This is a genomic window from Kiloniella sp., assembly GCF_965205715.1.
In the GTDB taxonomy this organism is placed as follows: Bacteria; Pseudomonadota; Alphaproteobacteria; order Kiloniellales; family Kiloniellaceae; genus Kiloniella.
The window spans coordinates 518,423-534,785 of the sequence record NZ_CBDBHW010000014.1 but is presented as its reverse complement, the minus strand read 5'-3'; the positions used below and the strand labels follow the sequence as shown (position 1 = coordinate 534,785).

Here is a 16,363-nt window from a genome sequence, read left to right as displayed (position 1 = left end):
TGCCTTAACGTCAAAATAGTAACGTACTGCTATGTATATTAACCGTTATCTTGCCATAAACTATTAGGTATTAAGTGACTATGCCTCATTTTTATGCACCCATGCGGATGGATCGCCGAGCTACAGGCTGTAACCTAGTTACCTGAACAATCTATGCGTTTTTAACGCACCCATTGTCCTGTTCCTAATCTCATATTCCGGCTTAATTAATTATGATAACGACATTACCGTTACGGCTTGCCATTGATATTGGCGGTACTTTTACTGATACCGTTCTTGTTGAAGGCGAAGACAAAATTTTGTCCTCTGCAAAAACATTAACGACTCACCAAAACCCTGCTGATGGTGCCATGGAAGGTGCTCTACGAGTGATGGAGCAATCTGATCGTTCCCTTTCACAAGTATCAGGGTTTATTCATGGTACTACCCTTGCTACAAATGCCTTAATTGAAAAACGAGGGGCTACTGTAGCAACTGTTTCGACAGACGGTTTTCGTGATGTTCTGGAAATCGCTTATGAGCGTCGATACTCTCAATATGATATTGATTTAGAGAAACCGGATCTACTTGTTCCGAGAGAACGATCATTTACAATCAGTGAGCGTATGTCGGTGGATGGCAAAGTACTCATGCCATTAAACGAGGCGGTTGTCCCGGAACTCTTGGCTAAAGTTGAGGCTAGTGGTGCAGATGCCATAGCCATTTGCTTTTTGCATTCTTATGCCAATGCTGAGCATGAAAAGAGACTGCGTGACTTAATACGAGATGCTCGACCTGATCTTCGAGTTTCCATTTCCAGTGAAGTCAGCCCAGAAGCGCGCGAATTTGATCGCCTTTGTACCACTGTGGCTAATGCCTATATCCAGCCTCTAATGGAAACTTACCTAACAAAGTTCACTGAACGCTTTTTAAATGAAGGTGTGACTTGCCCTATATTAATGATGACGGCAGGGGGGGGATGACGACTATTCAAACGGCTGCACGTTTCCCTATCAGATTAGTTGAATCAGGCCCGGCTGGTGGAGCAATATTAGCTGCAAGAATTGCTGCTCAATGTGGTTTAGATGAAGTGTTGTCCTTTGATGTTGGCGGCACGACTGCAAAGCTTTGTCTCATTGACAATGCTCGGCCTCAGACATCCAGACAGTTTGAAATTGCGCGTGCTGCCCGATTTGTAAAGGGATCAGGTATGCCTGTACGAATTCCGGTAATCGAGATGATCGAGATTGGTGCGGGTGGGGGATCTATAGCTGGAGTAGACCGGTTAGGGCGACTGACAGTTGGGCCAAAAAGTGCAGGATCTGAACCAGGGCCAGTGGCTTTTGGGCGAGGTGGAAAAGAGCCCACTGTAACAGATAGTGATGTAATACTTGGGTATATAATTCCTGATACCTTCGCGGAAGGACAATTTAAATTACACCCGGAAGCCGCAAAGGAAGCTTTAGAGAGAGAAGTTGGTGTAAAGCTTAATCTGGATGGCGTAGGGGCCGCCGACGGTGTCAGCCGGATTGTTGATGAAAGTATGGCCAGCGCAGGTCGAATGCATGCCGTTGAGAGTGGCAAGGATCTGGGTTCACGTTCTATGATTGCGTTTGGGGGGAATGGGCCTCTTCATGCTAGTCGGGTTGCCCGATCTGCAGGGGTTTCCCGAATTATTATCCCACCAAATCCAGGTGTTGGTTCTGCCGTAGGTTTTCTTTTTGCTCCTGTGTCCTTTGAAATCGTACGTAGTAGCTATACGCTTTTAAATTCGATGAATTTCGGATTGATTAACACGCTTTTTGATCAAATGATCTCGGAGGCAAAAAGTGTTGTGGAACAAGGTGCAGGGCTGGCAGAAACAAATACTCAGCGGAGTGCTTTCATGCGTTATAATGGCCAAGGCCATGAAATTGAAATTCCTTTAACGGATGATGTAATTACAGAGAAAGATATTGACCCCTTAACATTGGCGTTTGAAGAAGAATACCGCAAACAGTTTTCCCGTCCTGTACCTGGTATGGAAATTGAAATTTTAAATTGGGCGGTAAGTGTTAGCACTCATGATGCTGAAGTCTCAAAAATTCCAGATAAACCATGTCTAACTACCCTTATTCCAAATGAAACACGCCCTATCACATGCGATGTGGATGGAACCCTAAAGCAAGCTGCCTTATTTACACGTGAAAATCTTAATCCCGGGGATCATATTATTGGTCCAGCTCTCGTAACAGAACCTCAAACAACCACTTTTGTTAGCGCCGATTTTTCTGTTTATGTCGATGGAAGTGAAAACCTTGTCCTGATTCAAGACCAGAAAGGCAGTGCATAAAATGACTGATCATACCAAGGCTCACTTACAAGTAATGTGGAACAGTTTGCTTGCTGCTGTAGAGGAGCAAGGTCAAACTTTAATTCGCGCCGCCTTTTCACCGATTGTTCGGGAATGCGGTGATATTTCTGCTGGAATATTTGATTTTCAAGGCAGAATGCTGGCTCAGGCCGTTACAGGAACTCCCGGGCATATCAATACGATGGCCGAAGCTGTTTTGACATTGCGCGAACGTTTCCCGATAGGGGATATGAAACCAGGTGACATTTATATGACGAACGATCCCTGGCTTGCATCAGGTCATTTGAACGATTTTTTGTTAATGATGCCAGCCTTTCACAACGGGAAAGTAATTGGTTTTACGTCTTGTACATCTCACCTTGTGGATCTTGTCGGGCTTGGAATGGGACCAGAAGGGTCTGATATTTATGATGAAGGCTTGTTGGTACCGCCGTGTAAATTAGTGGATGGAGGAGAGTTAAATACGCTGTTAATGGATATCGTGCGCGCCAATTCACGCGACCCCATCGCGAACGAAGGTGATATCTATGCCCTAATTGCCTGTTGTGAAGCAGGCGTAGAAAGACTTGTCAGTATGATGAGTGAGTTTCAACTTGATAATTTAGAAGACCTTTCTGAATACATCATTGATACTTCACGAAAAGGAGCAATAGAGGCAATTTCAAAAGTGCCAAAAGGCAGGCACTTCTCCGCTTTGTTGAGTAGATTTAGGATTTCAAATAGAGCATAGATTGATTATCTGGAATGGATGATTGTCTAATTTTGAGTTTGAAGTATTCGGTATCCTTGATGCCTCTGGCTCGCTTACGGATCATTCCTATACTGACATTACCAGCCTCTATCCTGGCGCTTGTGAGCTTGTGTTTGGCGTAGTTGCAGATGCCCACACAATGTTTCCGTAGGGATTTCGCGAACTTTTTTAGATAGAGCATCTGTGACTGATCTGCTATCAGGCACCAACGTTCCAGTTGCTCCGCCATCGCCTCAAATGAAGCGGCACTCCACAGCAGCTGAAGCTGTTCTTTCAAGACGTAAAGTGCATTCAGGTTGCTATTGCTCTCCAGCAACCTTTGCAGCTTGTCACTTTGTTTTTCACTCAACTTATCCGCATTTTTGAGCAACAGATAATGTGTCCCTTTCATCAACTCTTTACCACTTGGATCGGCCTTTCTGAACTCAAGTCGACGCTGATTATGGATAGCTTTGCTGTAGTTTTTCATGACGTGGAAACGGTCAAATACTATGTCGGCCAACGGCAAGGACTCTCTGACAGCCTTTTGGTAGGCAGGCCCCATATCCATCGCTACGGCCTTTATTTTGCAGGCTGTATCTGGTTGCAGTTGTTTCAAAAACCTTGAAAAAACCTCGGCAGTTCGGCCTGCTTCAACCCAGATCAGATGACCGCCAACCATATCGTAGACCACCGTCATGTAGTCATGACCTTTCGCCCGGGCAACTTCATCTACACCAATATATTCCAAGCCAGTTAGCTCTGCAGGATCAAGCGTAGGGAGAGTTTCAATAAGGTATGCCCTGTCGATATTCTTGACCGTTTCCCATCGTATATCCAAATGTCTGGAAACCGCTTGAATAGACATATGCCGACATAATCCACTGATCAGTCGGCAAAATCGGTGAGTGAAACGGCACCCTTTATCAACAAAATCACACCCCTCAATGCGGCGTTCGCCCTTGTTAATATAAACCTGCGCCAGCTCAATCTCGACCACACAAGGATACCCAAAAAGGGGGATGTCGTTTACTTGTCGGCGGACATGCTGGTTGATGCTTCCCTTCTGGCCTGTAGCAGGGTCTATAGCCCTCCTACGCGCGTCTCGGCTGCAGTGAATGACAATCTTAACACCGCCGTCATCCAGTTTAATTTCATTTACACGTTGCCCTTTGAGGCCTAAAATATGCTGCGAGATGTTGATTGTCATATACCTGCTCTATGTAAAGTTATCAGAAACCATACATATCAACAGGTTACTTGGCGGTCGGCATCTTTTTCTACTCAACAAAGCGGAGAAGAGCCAAAAGGCACTTATAAAAATATTGTTACCATGGACGGGTACGAAAACGAGTTGGAGTTGCATGCCACTTTAACCGTAGACGAAGATGAAGTGCGGGTTGATTTTACGGGCACATCTGGCTGTTCTCAAAAAGGCATTAATGTCCCTTTAAACTACGCCACTGCTTATACGGTTTTTGCACTGCGCTGTATTGTCGGCTCTGATATACCAAACAATGCTGGCTCTCTCGAACCCTTTAAGGTCTCAGGACCAAAGGGTTGTATTTTGAACGCCCAACACCCTGTACCTGTGGCGATGCGACATACACTCGGGCAAATGACGCCAGATCTTGTGCTTGGTTGCCTTCATCAAGCTCTGCCGGATCGAGTACTTGCAGAGGGGGCTTCTTGTATGTTTGATTTACCGATGCGCCATGCCCCGGAAGTGGCTGCCAATGGTGGTCGAGAGTTTGCGATTGAGCCTGTACACAACGGTGGTACAGGGGCAAGACCTCATTCTGATGGTTTGTCTGCAACAGCCTATCCATCAGGCGTATTTGGATCTCAAGTGGAGATTACTGAAGCAGTCGCGCCAGTTACCATTTGGAGGCGTGAGTTGCGTTCAGACAGTGGAGGCCCTGGAAAGTATCGGGGGGGGTTAGGTCAACGGATTGAGATGACCTCATCTAACGATGCTCCTTTTATTGTATTCCTGTCAGTGGAGCGATTAAAAAATCCAGCGCAGGGGCGTATGGCCGGGCTGCATGGAGGACCTGGACGTATTCGGATCAAATCTCGTCTGGAGGATATTCCTGGTAAAGGAGAATTACGAGTAGAGCCTGGTGAATATTTAATTTTTGATACTCCTGGAGGCGGAGGGTTCGGGAACCCCTCTGAGCGGGAATCAGGTAAAGTAGCTCTAGATGTGGAACGAGGACTGGTTTCTCTCGAAGAGGCCGTTCGGGTCTACAACTATCCGGTCAAGTCATGATTACGGCTGTTCCGCATGTCGAGGCTATGGCTGCCTATGCACTCGCTGACTTGGGGGGGGATAAGATGATATCTCTTGCTCAAAACGAAAGTGCTTTTCCCGCTAGTCCTACTGCATTAGAGGTTGGACGAACGGTAATGGACAATATGTCCCTTTATCCCGATCCAGAATGGCTGACTCTACGCAGAGCCATTTCGGAAGTTCACGCTCTTGATACCGCTAAAATTCTTTGCGGGTCAGGTTCGATGGAATTGATTGGTTGTCTTATTCGGGCTTTTGTTGGTTCTGGGGATCAGGTTTTAGGTACCGAATTTGGCTATGCATACGTGGCGTCGGCCACAGCCCAGGTAAGGGCAAAATATGTAAAGGCACCAGAGTTTGACTTTACAGTGTCTGTAGACAGCATACTTGGGGCGGTTACGCCAGAAACCAAAATCGTCTTTGTCTGTAATCCTGGAAATCCTACGGGGACATTGATTGATAATACTGAACTTATTCGGCTTCGTGACAGCTTGCCAGATAATATCCTACTGGTAATTGATCAGGCCTATGCGGAATTCTCTGACGATATAGTTGGAAATGATCCAAATGTGATCTTTGATTTGGTGAACCGGGGAGACACCGTCGTTCTACGTACTTTTTCCAAAGCTTATGGTTTGGCTGGGGCACGTGTTGGCTGGGGATATTTTCCAACGCATATTGCGGGTGAAGTGCGAAAGTTACTTAATCCGAATAACATTTCAACCGTATCGCAAGAAGTCGCTGCAGCTGCTATGCGCGATCAAGCCCACATGAAAGAAATCGTACGTAAAACTGCGGCGATACGTGATGACTTTTCTCATAAGGTGAGAGGTCTTCGTTTTGAGATACCGGAAAGCCGGACAAATTTTATACTGATCCGTTTTGCAGACACTGAGGAAGCTCAACAAGCAGATCAAGCTCTCCGGGATAACAGCTTACTCATGCGAGGCATGAGTGGTTATGGGCTTTCGAATTGCTTGCGGGCAACGATTTGTGAAGAGGCTGTTATGAAACGGGCTTTTACCGTTTTGGAGGGGGTTCGCAATGATGTTTGAAACGCGATCCCGTGCCAAAATTGGTGTGTTGGTACCCTTTACAAATTGTAATCTGGAGCCTGATATGGAGCTGATGCGCCCACCAGATACAACGGTGCATTTTGCCCGGCTTGGTGGGTATGATGTCGATGAAATCCCTGGTTCTGACCAGATGGCTGGGCTGGGGGCTGCTCCTCTTGAGGAACCTCTGCACTTATTATCTGGTGTACGTCCCGATGTGATACTTTATGGCTGTACTTCAGCCACCCTAACTCATGGTACCAGTTTTGATAATGATCTTGCAGCAAAGATTAAGGCTAGTTCAGGCGCTTTATCTTTAACAGCTGCAGGATCCCTAGTTTCGGCAATCAAGGCTTTGGGCGTAAGAAAGATAGGTTTTGCGTCTCCTTATCTTGGGGAGATAAATGAGCAAGCAAATACGTTCTTAACAGAGTTTCAGATCAAAACTGTTCACTGCGCTGATATTGGACGTGCGTTGGGAAACTACGGTCAGGGTGAACTTACTCCTGCTGAAGTTTTTGATCTTGCACTTAGGGCAAACCACCCAGAGGCTGAAGCTATTGTTCTATCGTGTACAGATATGAGATCGGTAGAAATAATTGAAAAACTTGAGAAGGAAATTGATAAGCCTGTTGTAACATCCAACCAAGCTATGATGTTTTGTTTGATGAAAGCACTTAGGTTGTCTCGCCACGTGAATGCGCCTGGTCGGTTATTCGACCATTTATAAATATCATTGAATTTTCGGATGATCTTTTAAGGTTTAGGTCGTTAAAAATTTACAATTACTATTTAGTCAGCACTAATTAATATTTGTGCTGACTTTTTTTTATCCCATTGAAATGCTTCTTATTATTACTTTTTGTGGTCGTTCGGGTTAATTGTTAGAAATAATAAGGCGGGTACTCATCCTCCTGATAAGAGCCAATATTTCTTCGTCTAAGAGGGGCTTTTTATTGTGTGTATGAATACCCATCCACAGCTATGAATAATCTGAACGTCATTATTGACAGAGCCGAAACCTCTTAGAATACGAGACATAAAGATGGCTGAAATAGGATCAGATTTACTCGCCGAAATTCGTGAAAAATTTTCTCACGTTGATCATTGCCCAATTCAAGGAAATCGAATTTTTTTCGAAAATGCAGGTGGTGCTTTAACCTTAAAATCAGTTGTAACCAAATCGGCAGAATTTGCTGCTATTCCAGATAATCAAGGCCGCGATAATCCGATGTCGCAAGAGTTGGTTGGTGTCATTGAACAAGCTAAAAAGGATATGTGTACCTTTTTTAATGGATCCTCAGGACAGTTTTTTGTTGGTGAAAGTGGCACTGAGCTTCTGTTTCGATTGATCAGCACGGCTTGTTTGGGCGTTGCCGATGGGGGCAATGTTGTCGGCAGTACACTGGAACATCCCGCTACGCGTAGTGCTTGTACGCGTTGGGCTAAAATTACAGGCAAAGATTATATCAGTGTTCCCCATAATAATGACACCGGTACAGTAACAGCAGAAGATTACCTTGCCTGTGTAAATGAGAACACGCGGGTGGCGACAATCTTACATACCTCTCCGGTGACCGGAATGGCTGTTGATGTAAAAGCTGTTGCCAAAGTCATAAGGAGCGTTTCGCCAGATTGTTATATTATTGTTGATGGCATACAGCATGCGGCTCATGGGCGTCTTGACATCGACAGCTATGATGTCGATGGTTACGTAATTTCACCCTATAAAGTATTTTCACGTCATGGCTATGGGGTTGCCTGGATTTCGGACCGTTTAACCGCAATGCCACATGATAGTTTAATTGACGGGCCAGAAAATCAGTGGGAACTCGGCACGCGTGACACAGGCGCTTATGCCACGTTTACTGAAGTGGTTAAATATTTTGAATGGCTCGGAACGCAAGTTTCGAATGAAAATGATCCCCGAGCCAAAATAGAAGCGGCTGGAGTTGCAATTCATGCTCATGAAAAAAGACTAACAGACGCTATGCTACATGGTACGGGTAACCTTGTGGGTCTTAAAGAATTAGAAAATGTGCAAGTTTTGGGAGGCATCGACAATCCAAACCGTGAGGGCTTGGTTGCTATTGTCGTAAAGGGGCAAAATTCCGTTGATGTTGTGTCCAAACTTCGGGAGCTGGGAATTAGAGTACATGTGCGTAAAGCAGATCATTATTCGGGCAATATTCTGAAACCTTTGGGATTGAGTGACTGTATCCGGGTGTCATTGTGTCATTATAACACTGAACATGAAGTCGCTGAGTTTTTGGCTGCAATCAAAGAAATCTCTTGAAGGCAATATTAGCAGGCTAAACGGGAATTCGATCATGTTTTCCATGCAAAATATTTATTAACTTAAAAGTATATAACCATAACGTTGAATGAAATATTTTGTGCCAAAGCTTTGATTTTAGTTAAATATTACTGGCCAAAGCAAAATAGGTGAAAAGCCATTCACGATTAAATGAAAGATGTTGTTATGAAGACGCATGCACAGGTTGTTGTAATTGGAGGAGGGCTTGTTGGCTGCTCTATCCTTTACCATTTAGCCAAACTGGGGTGGACGGATGTCGTTTTGCTTGAGCGAGACGAGCTGACATCTGGGTCTACGTGGCACGCTGCGGCAAACATCCATGGGTTACACGACAGTACAAATATCAGCCGTATTCAGCACTACACTATGAATCTCTATAAAAAGTTAGAAGCGGAGACAGGGCAGGGGTGTGGCGTCTTTCAACCAGGATCACTGTATCTTGCTCAAACTGAAGAGCGTGAACATCAACTACGTCTACAAGAGAGCAAAGCTCGTTATTACGGCATGAACTTCCACGAAGTCAGTCGTAAAGAAGCTGAGGCCCTACACCCTCTTGCAAATTTTGATGATATCCGTTGCATCATGTTTGAGCCTGACGGAGGAAATGTTGACCCTTCTGGCGTGACGATGGCCTATGCAGCTGGTGCGCGCCAGATGGGCGCATTGGTCGAACGTTTTTGTGCCGTAACAGCGACAATTCAACAACCTGATGGATCATGGATTGTTGAAACGTCTAAAGGAAATATTCACACGCAGTGGATTGTAAATGCTGCTGGTCTCTGGGGCCGTGAAGTCGCCGCAATGGCAGGGTTGGAACTTCCATTGCAGCCGACTGAGCACCAATACTTTGTTACAGAAACCATGGCAGAAATTAACGAACTAGATCGAAGATTACCTTCAATTGCCGATCGTGACGGAGAATATTATCTTCGTCAGGAAGGCAAAGGTCTTTTAATCGGTGCCTATGAGAAAAATATGAAATTTTGGGCAGAAGGTGGAACGCCTCAAGATTTTGGTCATGAGCTTTTTCCAGATGATCTTGATAGGATCATGGACAACGTGATGCGAGCGATGGATCGGGTACCTGCTGCTGCTAATGCTGGGGTGAAACGTGTCATAAATGGGCCAATGATATGGTCACCTGATTCAAACGCGCTTTACGGGCCGGTGCCGGAATTAAAGAACTATTTCTGCTGCACTGGTATTATTCCGGGATTTTCGCAATCAGGTGGTTTGGGCTTGATGTCGGCACAATGGATTATTGAAGGAGAGCCACAATACGATATGTTTGCCTGGGATTTGGCTCGTTTTGGAGACTGGGCTGATAAAAAATTTACAAAAGCTCGTGTCGAGGACCAATACAGTCACCGCTTTAAGATACATTTTCCAAATGAAGAACGATCCGCTGGGCGTCCCGCTCGTGTACGTCCGACCTATGACTTACTCAAAGAGATGGGAGCGGTATTTGGGCTGAACTGTGGATGGGAACATCCGCTCTGGTTTGCCGATAAAACCGGCGTCGAAGAAACTAACGGTTTTACGCGTCAAAATTGGTTTGAACCTGTCGGACGAGAAGTAAAGATGCTGCGTGATAAGGTCGGTGTCATTGATATTTCAAATTTTGCGAATTATGAAATTAAAGGACCTGGCGCTGAAGATTGGTTGAATGCTCTTCTCGCAAATAAAATACCGTCCGAGATTGGCCGCTCTTGTCTGAGCCCCTTAATTGGTGTGCGTGGAGGAGTTGCTGGCGATTTCACGGTTACCAAAGTTGCTACTGATGAATATATGATGATTGGGTCGGGTATGGCCGAGCGATATCATCAGCGGTTCTTTAATATGGTTGAGTTACCGGAAGGAACGACGTTTACAGTAAAGACAGATGATATCTGTGGGTACAATGTTGCTGGTCCACTATCTCGGGATATGCTGGAAAGTCTGACAGATACGAGCCTTTCCAACGACGATTTTCGTTTTATGCGCTCCAAAACCATTGATGTTTCTGGAATAGAATGTCTTGCCGTTCGGGTGAGCTTTACAGGTGATCTTGGCTGGGAACTACATTGTGCAGCCGATAAGCAGTTAGAATTATACTCTATTCTTGTTGATGCTGCCCAAAAGGTTGGGGGTGGCCCTGTCGGTGGACGGGCTCTTGGATCACTAAGGATCGAAAAAGGCTATGGTAGTTGGGGACGTGAATATAGTCCTGAATACTGGCCGCAAGAAGTTGGATTGGATCGCCTTGTCAAACTTGATAAGGATTTTCTTCACAAAGAAGCTTTTCTGTCGATTAAGGACAATGCTCCTCGTGAACGTTTGTCCGTTTTTGAAATTGACGTAACAGACGATGCAGATGCTACGGGCGGCGAACCAATTTTCTTGTCCGATGCAACCCCGGTAGGCCGGGTAACATCTGGTGCATTCGGATACTCTGTTGGAAAATCTCTGGCATTGGGATTTGTTAAGGAAGGTACTGCAAAACCAGGGGATATTGTTGATATCTATATACTTGGAAAACCACATAAAGCTAAATTGTTATCTGAACCACCTTTCGACCCTAAGGGGGAGAGATTACGGGCTTAGCACAGTTCTTAGGCGGGTCGTTTGTGCGGCCCGCCTATTCTTTACAGTTTAAATTTGGATAATTTACCAGCCAGTTTCGCAATAATTTCGTAGAAGATGTCATTGAAGGGTCTTCTTTTGAAATGTAATAACTCCACGGGCTTTCCAAATCGAATTCAAAAGGTTCAACCAATAGTCCCCGTGAGATATGAGTTCCAATTAAAGATTTTGGAAGGACCACACAACCCATCCCCTGGGTTGCGCATTCCAGAGCAACATTAGAGGCGTTTGTTTGTGTGCCCCCATCCAAATCAAGCGTCGTTAAATTAAAATGCGTTGCCAAAATTTGCCAGTAAACAGGTCGACCTAAAATGTGAATGAGATTGGCTTCTAATAGATCTTCACCTTTTCTTATTTGACGACCATTAACGAGGTAATCTGGCGCACAAACAACAGCCAATTTTTCTTTCCAGATAGGCTGGCTTCCTTGTGGGGCATTATCTTTTTTATCAACTGTAATTCTTATATCTGCGACTTCAGGTTCAACATCCTTCCAAATTGTTCCGTGAACTGTGATGTTTATATTTGGGTTTTCCTTAGAAAAATCACTTATACAGCCAGGGATCCAATTTTCGGCAAGACTGATGGGGCAGGAAATAACAACTTTTTTGTCGTGGTTGGATGCTAAAATTGATTCAGTTGCGACATCAATTTGCGTCAAAGCTTCGCGTATAGTTGGCAAATAAGCATTGCCTAAATCAGTAAGAGATAGACTTCTGGTGTAGCGAATAAAAAGCGGTCGACCTATAAATTCTTCGAGTGATCGTACATGGTTACTGACTGCTGATTGAGTATAATTCAGCTCTTCTGCTGCAGCTGTAAAACTAAGGTGTCGTGCCGCAGATTCAAATGATCGGACGTATGTGAGATAGGGTGAATGTTTCATATTTGCACGCTAATTTCCCGAAGTAGATATAATACGAACAACATATTACATAAGTCATGAATAGTTCATGATCAAATAAAACGGGGTCATTGGCTTTGTAATCATTGCGTGCTGATCGCCAAAGTTTAACGTATCCATATTCTTAAGTTTTGAAGTTAATGTTCAGAATATAAGGCTGTAAAATTGACAAATACATTTCTGCGTGTTGCAGATTTTACCTTGCAAACATCCCCCCAAAATATGCCCTATTCAGCACGTAGGTCAGCTGCTTTGTTTCTCCTTGATACATTAGGGATCGTTGCAGGTTCCAGCCCCATGGCAGCCGGGGTGATCGCAAGAGACACGGCTGATCTTTTGTATGGTACAAATAGCGATAAATTCGCCGCCCGTATGATGTTTGATGGGCGAAAAGTTAGCATTGCGGGGGCTGCTTACGCTGCGGCGACACAGACAGACAATTTAGATGGTCATGATGGATATAACCCATCTAAAGGGCATATTGGGGTTGTCGTTATTCCGGCCCTTGCCGCTTTAGCAGAAACAGTTGCCGATTTTAGCGGACCTGAAGCCTTGGCTGCAGTTATCATTGGTTATGAAGTAGCTGGCCGTGCAGGTATATCCTTACACGATACAGTTGATGACTATCATACCTCGGGCGCCTGGAATGCACTTGGCGTTGTGGCTATGGCTGCCCGCCTTCGTGGAATGAGTGTTGAGCAAATGTGTCAGGCAATGGGCATAGCTGAATATCACGGTCCGCGAAGTCAGATGATGCGTGAAATTGCCAATCCAACGATGTTACATGACGGTTCTGGATGGGGGGCAATGGTCGGTATTTCTTCTGCAATTCTCGCTGAAAAGGGTTTTATTGGGGCACCTGCGATTACCATCGAGGGAGAAAACGTCGAAGAGCACTGGAAAGATTTAGGTGAATTCTGGCAGATGGAACACCAGTATATTAAACCTTATCCAATATGCCGTTGGGCCCATGCGGCAATTGATGCGACCAGAAACTTAATACTGGAAAGTGATTTGAAGCCTGATGATATCAAGCATATTCAGGTAAATAGCTTTCATGAGGCAGCCTGCTTATTTCCGACAATGCCAAATAATACATCTATGGCGCAGTATAGCCTACCTTTTGCCGTCGCAACTATGGTGGCTTATAGGGATATTGGCGTTGAACATATATCAGGTGAGGGGCTTAGAGATCCCCTTGTCGAAAGTATTCTTAAAAAAATTACAGTAACCGAGGTTGATAAACATAGTGCTCGTTTTCCCACGGGACGATGGGCAGACGTCCAAATTACCTTGAAAAATGATAAGGTGGTTTCCTCAGGCGATATTCACGCCAGAGGAGGGCCTGAGGAACCAATGAATGAAGACGAAATTATTCAAAAATTCATGCGTTATGCAACACCGGGCCTTGGACAAGAACGATCCGAAAAAATAGTTGAAGCTGTGTTAGGATTTTTGGAGCCCGAAAGTAAATTTTCGGATTTAGGTGCATTAATTTATGACGCCCCGAAACAGCATTGATCATGTCATATTATTTTATTCGCAGAATATACTGATCTCCAAAACAGAAAATTGATAATGGTACATTAAATGAAAAATCCAGTGATAATTTTACATACGGATAATCCAGAACCGTCATTAAAAATATTAAAGGATCAGCACCCGGACTTGGCCATTCATACGTGTGATACTTATGAAAAGCTGCCTGGGTTGATAACGGAAACAAATGCCGAGGTTGTTTATTCCGTTAGGTTTAATGGTTCGACCAACTTCCCCCGACAAGCACTCATGGACAATGAAATGCTAAAGTGGGTATCAGTTGGTGGTTCTGGTACCGATCATCTTGCACCATGGAATTCAAAAACGGTGACGGTGACCAATTCTGCCGGTGTTGCAGCTGATATGATGGCCCAGTATGCACTGGGGGCAATGTTCCATTTTAGCCTTGGTTTTCCCGAGTTTTTAGCAGCTCAGAAACGGCGGAATTGGATTTCAGGGGAAGTCGAATCAATAGAAGGTAAAACCGTTTTAATTATTGGACTTGGTAAAACGGGAGAAGCTGTAGCATTGAGGTCTAAAGCTATGGGCCTAGCAACTATTGGTGTCCGGGCCCAGCCAAGAGAAACTCTTAATGTAGATGAAGTATATGGTGTCGGTGATTTAACTGAACTATGGTCAAGAGCTGACTTTATCGTTGTTTGCGTACCACTCCTTGATACGACACGTGGTCTTGTCGGAGTAAATGCTTTTGAGAAAGTGAAACCCGAGGCCGTGATTATTGATGTATCACGGGGAGGGGTCATTGATGAAGCTTCATTGTTACAAGCTTTGGAAGCTAAATCAATTCGAGGTGCTGCACTCGACGTATTCGCAACGGAACCACTTCCTAAAGAACACCCACTTTGGGGATATGAGAATGTAATTATCACTCCCCATTGCTCTTCTGTTTATAAAAATTGGGATCTGAAATCGGTTTCTTTGTTTTCACAAAATTTAAAACGGTATCGATCTTCTGAACCCCTAATCAACATTGTTAACCCTGAACGTGGTTATTAAGGAAATTCTCATGGCTAGAGAAAGACGCAGCGGCGGTCGAAAGTCTAAATCTAATCGCTCAGCAAGCGGTATCGAACAACTTCCCTGGCAGCAGGTGAAAAATACTTATCCTGCTCTCGAGCTGTTAAACCCTGATCAAATGGATCAATTACACGCAACTTCTATCCGGATACTCTCAGAAGCAGGTATTCGGGTAATGGGTGATAACGTGATGGATCTGTTTGAAAAAGCAGGTGCCATTGTCGATCGGGATAGCAAGGTCATCCGTTTGGATGAAAACATTGTTCAGGAGGCACTAAAAACGGTACCAGCCAGTTTTACGTTAAATTCACGTAATCCAGAAAAACAGATTACGATGGGTGGAAACAATATCAATTTCGGACTGGTGGCTGGTCCTCCAAATGTACATGACAGAATAAATGGTCGCCGTCAGGGAAATCACAAAGATTATTGTAATTTTATAAAGCTGGCACATCACTTCAATGTTGTAAATCTGATCGGTAATCAGGTCGTTGCCCCTATGGAAATGCCGGCTAATTCCCGGCATCTTGACACTTACCTTGCAAATTTGACTTACAGTGATTTGTCTTTCCATTGTACGGGGATTGGCCGGGGTCGTGCTGTCGATGGGATCAATATGATGGCGATTTCTCGTGGCATCTCGACTGATGAAATGAGATCTTCACCAGGTGTTATTTCAATTATTTCTGTGAACTCTCCTCGTCTGTTTGATGACATGATGGGAGACGGTTTGATAGCCATGGCCGAGTATAACCAACCAGTGACAGTTACTCCATTTACATTAATGGGGGCCATGACACCTGTGACATTGCCAGCAGCATTAGCCCAACAGAATGCCGAAGCACTTTTTGGTGTTGTGCTAACTCAATTGGTAAATCCTGGTGCACCTGTCGTCTACGGTTCATTTACTTCAAATGTAGATATGAGATCAGGCGCTCCTGCCTTTGGAACACCCGAAAATGCAAAAGGAAATATCATCGGCGGGCAACTTGCGCGGCGGTATAACATTCCATATCGGACATCTAATGCAAATGCATCAAATGCTGTTGATCTACAGGCCACTTACGAAACTATGATGTCGAGTTGGGGCGCCGTTTTGGGAGGAGCAAATATTGTTTACCATGCTGCTGGCTGGCTCGAAGGCGGGTTAACTGCGTCCTACGAGAAGTTTATTCTGGATGTCGAGATCATTCAGAATATGGTCGAGTTCCTCAAGCCAATAAAGTTTGATACTGACGAATTGGGCTTGGAAGCGATTAAGTCTGTACCAACGGGGGGGCACTTTTTTGGTGCTGATCATACGATGGAACGCTACGAAACAGCGTTTTATAAACCGATGCTATCAGATTGGCAAAATTACGAAAGTTGGGAAGCCGCGGGTTCTAAAGATGCATTGGAACGGGCAACAGAACTATGGCAACAAGCTCTAAAAGATTATGAAGAACCTGTTATGGATGAAGGTATTAAAGAAGAATTAGATGCCTATGTGGCGCATCGGCGTGAAGAAATAGGTTTTGAGGAACCTTAATGCTT

14 protein-coding genes are annotated in these 16,363 nt (G+C 44.6%); 12 read left to right on the top strand and 2 right to left on the bottom strand.

Annotation, left to right across the window (positions count from 1 at the left end):
- The first annotated feature begins 212 nt into the window (after nt 1–212).
- Genes ACOGW3_RS19335 through ACOGW3_RS19325 form a run of 3 tightly spaced genes read left to right on the top strand, consistent with a single transcriptional unit; the run spans nt 213 to nt 3,062 of the window.
- Nucleotides 213–962, top strand: coding sequence for a hydantoinase/oxoprolinase N-terminal domain-containing protein (locus ACOGW3_RS19335; RefSeq protein ID WP_419904462.1), 750 nt, complete (start codon nt 213–215; stop codon nt 960–962).
- On the top strand, nt 959–2,311 hold the full coding sequence (locus ACOGW3_RS19330) for a hydantoinase/oxoprolinase family protein (protein WP_419904461.1): 1,353 nt from the start codon (nt 959–961) through the stop codon (nt 2,309–2,311). Before ACOGW3_RS19335 ends, ACOGW3_RS19330 begins: the two co-directional genes overlap by 4 nt.
- 1 nt (nt 2,312) lies before the next feature.
- Nucleotides 2,313–3,062, top strand: a complete 750-nt coding sequence (locus ACOGW3_RS19325; RefSeq protein WP_419904460.1) for a hydantoinase B/oxoprolinase family protein — start codon at nt 2,313–2,315, stop codon at nt 3,060–3,062.
- On the opposite strand, the gene ACOGW3_RS19320 is transcribed toward ACOGW3_RS19325, so the two are convergent.
- The gene (locus tag ACOGW3_RS19320; protein ID WP_419901077.1) at nt 3,040–4,272 is read right to left on the bottom strand and encodes an ISL3 family transposase; all 1,233 of its coding nucleotides are present in this window, start codon (nt 4,270–4,272) and stop codon (nt 3,040–3,042) included. The two genes, ACOGW3_RS19325 and ACOGW3_RS19320, sit on opposite strands and share 23 nt — an antisense overlap.
- Between ACOGW3_RS19320 and ACOGW3_RS19315 the strand changes: the two genes are divergently transcribed.
- The 6 genes from ACOGW3_RS19315 to ACOGW3_RS19290 all read left to right on the top strand — a co-directional run bounded on the left by ACOGW3_RS19315 (nt 4,259) and on the right by ACOGW3_RS19290 (nt 11,310).
- On the top strand, nt 4,259–4,438 hold the full coding sequence (locus ACOGW3_RS19315) for a hypothetical protein (protein WP_419904459.1): 180 nt from the start codon (nt 4,259–4,261) through the stop codon (nt 4,436–4,438). The two genes, ACOGW3_RS19320 and ACOGW3_RS19315, sit on opposite strands and share 14 nt — an antisense overlap.
- Nucleotides 4,423–5,334, top strand: a complete 912-nt coding sequence (locus tag ACOGW3_RS19310) for a hydantoinase B/oxoprolinase family protein (RefSeq protein WP_419904458.1) — start codon at nt 4,423–4,425, stop codon at nt 5,332–5,334. The genes ACOGW3_RS19315 and ACOGW3_RS19310 overlap by 16 nt, the downstream gene beginning before the upstream one ends.
- A complete protein-coding gene (locus ACOGW3_RS19305) occupies nt 5,331–6,410 on the top strand; it encodes a pyridoxal phosphate-dependent aminotransferase (RefSeq protein ID WP_419904457.1) in 1,080 nt (359 codons plus the stop codon). The genes ACOGW3_RS19310 and ACOGW3_RS19305 overlap by 4 nt, the downstream gene beginning before the upstream one ends.
- On the top strand, nt 6,400–7,140 hold the full coding sequence (locus ACOGW3_RS19300; RefSeq protein ID WP_419904456.1) for a hypothetical protein: 741 nt from the start codon (nt 6,400–6,402) through the stop codon (nt 7,138–7,140). Before ACOGW3_RS19305 ends, ACOGW3_RS19300 begins: the two co-directional genes overlap by 11 nt.
- Nucleotides 7,141–7,455: 315 nt before the next feature.
- Nucleotides 7,456–8,706, top strand: a complete 1,251-nt coding sequence (locus ACOGW3_RS19295; RefSeq protein ID WP_419904455.1) for an aminotransferase class V-fold PLP-dependent enzyme — start codon at nt 7,456–7,458, stop codon at nt 8,704–8,706.
- A 171-nt stretch (nt 8,707–8,877) separates the two neighbouring features.
- The gene (locus ACOGW3_RS19290; RefSeq protein WP_419904454.1) at nt 8,878–11,310 is read left to right on the top strand and encodes a GcvT family protein; all 2,433 of its coding nucleotides are present in this window, start codon (nt 8,878–8,880) and stop codon (nt 11,308–11,310) included.
- A gap of 34 nt (nt 11,311–11,344) precedes the next feature.
- Here ACOGW3_RS19290 and ACOGW3_RS19285 read toward each other — a convergent pair whose 3' ends face one another.
- Nucleotides 11,345–12,235, bottom strand: a complete 891-nt coding sequence (locus ACOGW3_RS19285) for a LysR substrate-binding domain-containing protein (protein ID WP_419904453.1) — start codon at nt 12,233–12,235, stop codon at nt 11,345–11,347.
- Nucleotides 12,236–12,418: 183 nt separating this feature from the next.
- On the opposite strand from ACOGW3_RS19285, the gene ACOGW3_RS19280 reads away from it, so the two are divergent.
- The 3 genes from ACOGW3_RS19280 to ACOGW3_RS19270 all read left to right on the top strand — a co-directional run bounded on the left by ACOGW3_RS19280 (nt 12,419) and on the right by ACOGW3_RS19270 (nt 16,358).
- The gene (locus ACOGW3_RS19280; RefSeq protein WP_419904452.1) at nt 12,419–13,774 is read left to right on the top strand and encodes an MmgE/PrpD family protein; all 1,356 of its coding nucleotides are present in this window, start codon (nt 12,419–12,421) and stop codon (nt 13,772–13,774) included.
- Between the two features lie 69 nt (nt 13,775–13,843).
- The gene (locus ACOGW3_RS19275) at nt 13,844–14,809 is read left to right on the top strand and encodes a D-2-hydroxyacid dehydrogenase (protein WP_419904451.1); all 966 of its coding nucleotides are present in this window, start codon (nt 13,844–13,846) and stop codon (nt 14,807–14,809) included.
- A 10-nt stretch (nt 14,810–14,819) separates the two neighbouring features.
- A complete protein-coding gene (locus ACOGW3_RS19270; RefSeq protein WP_419904450.1) occupies nt 14,820–16,358 on the top strand; it encodes a trimethylamine methyltransferase family protein in 1,539 nt (512 codons plus the stop codon).
- Nucleotides 16,359–16,363: the final 5 nt, after the last annotated feature.

Excerpts from the sequence above, each read along its gene's own strand:
- ACOGW3_RS19320 (WP_419901077.1), bottom strand. The coding sequence starts at position 4,272 with ATGACAATCAACATCTCGCAGCATATTTTAGGCCTCAAAGGGCAACGT.
- ACOGW3_RS19290 (WP_419904454.1), top strand. The coding sequence starts at position 8,878 with ATGAAAGATGTTGTTATGAAGACGCATGCACAGGTTGTTGTAATTGGA.
- ACOGW3_RS19285 (WP_419904453.1), bottom strand. The coding sequence starts at position 12,235 with ATGAAACATTCACCCTATCTCACATACGTCCGATCATTTGAATCTGCG.
- ACOGW3_RS19305 (WP_419904457.1), top strand. The coding sequence starts at position 5,331 with ATGATTACGGCTGTTCCGCATGTCGAGGCTATGGCTGCCTATGCACTC.
- ACOGW3_RS19315 (WP_419904459.1), top strand. The coding sequence starts at position 4,259 with ATGTTGATTGTCATATACCTGCTCTATGTAAAGTTATCAGAAACCATA.
- ACOGW3_RS19300 (WP_419904456.1), top strand. The coding sequence starts at position 6,400 with ATGATGTTTGAAACGCGATCCCGTGCCAAAATTGGTGTGTTGGTACCC.
- ACOGW3_RS19335 (WP_419904462.1), top strand. The coding sequence starts at position 213 with ATGATAACGACATTACCGTTACGGCTTGCCATTGATATTGGCGGTACT.
- ACOGW3_RS19295 (WP_419904455.1), top strand. The coding sequence starts at position 7,456 with ATGGCTGAAATAGGATCAGATTTACTCGCCGAAATTCGTGAAAAATTT.
- ACOGW3_RS19330 (WP_419904461.1), top strand. The coding sequence starts at position 959 with ATGACGACTATTCAAACGGCTGCACGTTTCCCTATCAGATTAGTTGAA.
- ACOGW3_RS19275 (WP_419904451.1), top strand. The coding sequence starts at position 13,844 with ATGAAAAATCCAGTGATAATTTTACATACGGATAATCCAGAACCGTCA.
- ACOGW3_RS19270 (WP_419904450.1), top strand. The coding sequence starts at position 14,820 with ATGGCTAGAGAAAGACGCAGCGGCGGTCGAAAGTCTAAATCTAATCGC.
- ACOGW3_RS19325 (WP_419904460.1), top strand. The coding sequence starts at position 2,313 with ATGACTGATCATACCAAGGCTCACTTACAAGTAATGTGGAACAGTTTG.